Raw genomic sequence first — 1520 nt, 5'->3', positions numbered from 1 at the left:
ATGCTCGATACCGAGAAGGAACGGGGTAAAAAAGTCGGCCTGCTCAGTCGGAAACACTGGTTCGTATGTGAACACGCCAAGGATGTTGTTGCGGCGCTGAACCATTCGCCGGGCGATTGGATCCGCCACGTAGCCGGTCTCCCGGATGACCTTGATCACCTTTTCCCGGGTCTCCGCCGGAATGCGCGACAACGCCGTGTCGCCCTGCCCGTTCAGGACAAGCGAGACGGTCGCCTGGCTGACCCCGGCGAGGCGGGCGATATCCCTTTGCGTGAGACGCGCGCTAGACCGCATTGAGTCCAATTCTCAACAAACCATGCTTGCTAATACGTATTACTAAACGCCGCTTCGCGATGGCGTCAACTGGTGGTCACTACATCTTTAGTTTGGAGACGGAGCTTAGCGATCCGAAATGTGAAGGGTTGAAATGTGAAGGGTTACGGGGGCGTGATTCTTGCTCGAAGCCGCTGGCAGCCTTGTGAAAGAGGAACTAACCTCGCGCCACCGAACGGCCCATCAGGCGAGAGCAACGTGATTGATCTAAGAGACGGTGATATCGAGGACGATGGGTCCAGCACCAAACGCCGCTCGCTGTTGTCCCTGGCGGGCAGCCTCATGGCCGAGATCAGCCYGCCGAAACTGGCGGTGGCGTGGTTTTTGCTGATCGGCCTTCCCTGTCTGATCCTCGGCGCAGCTCCTCTTCTAATCTCGATGTGGATCGGCACGATCTCCTCGCGGGCGCTGACCTTGTTCACTGGTATCGGACCGATTGTTTTCCTCCTCGCTTTCGGCGCAGCCGCCTGGTTTGGCGGACGTTCGTTTTTGCGGATGGTCGAGAGCAGTTTCTGGTCTTTGAACTCCATCGCCGTCCAACCGGTCTACGTTCTCTTTCGAGAGGGGTTCCGGCATCTCGCTCAGCGATTGCTTCCCTCGCGGCTCGGCAAACGCTGGCGTGTGTTGGCGCAAGCGGCGACCGCCGTCGCCTCCGGCTTTGTGATCTGCTCGCTCGCACTCCTGATCATCGTCGCCCTGTGGCCGTCGTCGCGCTGGGTCGGCTTCGTCGCCGACCTCGCGACACCCGCTGCGTTCTTCAAGACGGCGCTCGTCAACAGTGTCGTGCTCGTGACAGGGTACCTCGCGGCTGCTGCGCTTTTCTGGGGGCTTGCCGATACCGTCATGGCGCAACCGCGGGATCTCGAGGCCTTTCACGAAGCCGAGGACATCCAGCGCACGTGGCGCGTGGTGCATCTCTCGGATATTCACATCGTCGCGGAGCGCTATGGTTTCAGGATCGAAAGTGGCCGATCGGGCCCGCAGGGAAATGCCAAATTCACCCGGCTGCTGAACCAGTTGGAGGAAATCCACACGGAAAAGCCGCTCGACGCGATCATCATTTCCGGCGACATGACGGATGCCGGGCGATCAGCCGAGTGGGCCGAGTTTCTCGACGCGCTTGCGCCCCATCCGACTCTCGCCGGGCTCATGATCGCCCTCCCCGGCAACCACGATCTTAATGTGGT

At 60.2% G+C, this 1520-nt stretch carries 2 protein-coding genes; one reads left to right on the top strand and one right to left on the bottom strand.

Annotated features, from left to right (window positions below; genetic code table 11):
- The coding region (locus AC1DT3_RS20745; RefSeq protein ID WP_477467090.1) for a LacI family DNA-binding transcriptional regulator at window positions 1-294 on the bottom strand (294 nt) is incomplete at its 3' end.
- Window positions 295-531: 237 nt separating this feature from the next.
- Here AC1DT3_RS20745 and AC1DT3_RS20740 point away from each other — a divergent pair.
- Window positions 532-1520: metallophosphoesterase (locus AC1DT3_RS20740; RefSeq protein WP_477467089.1), on the top strand; the 989-nt coding region annotated here is incomplete at its 3' end.

This window comes from Microvirga sp. P4_G7, assembly GCF_056401005.1.
The sequence above is the reverse complement of the archived record's forward strand: the minus strand, read 5'-3'. Positions and strand labels throughout refer to the sequence as shown.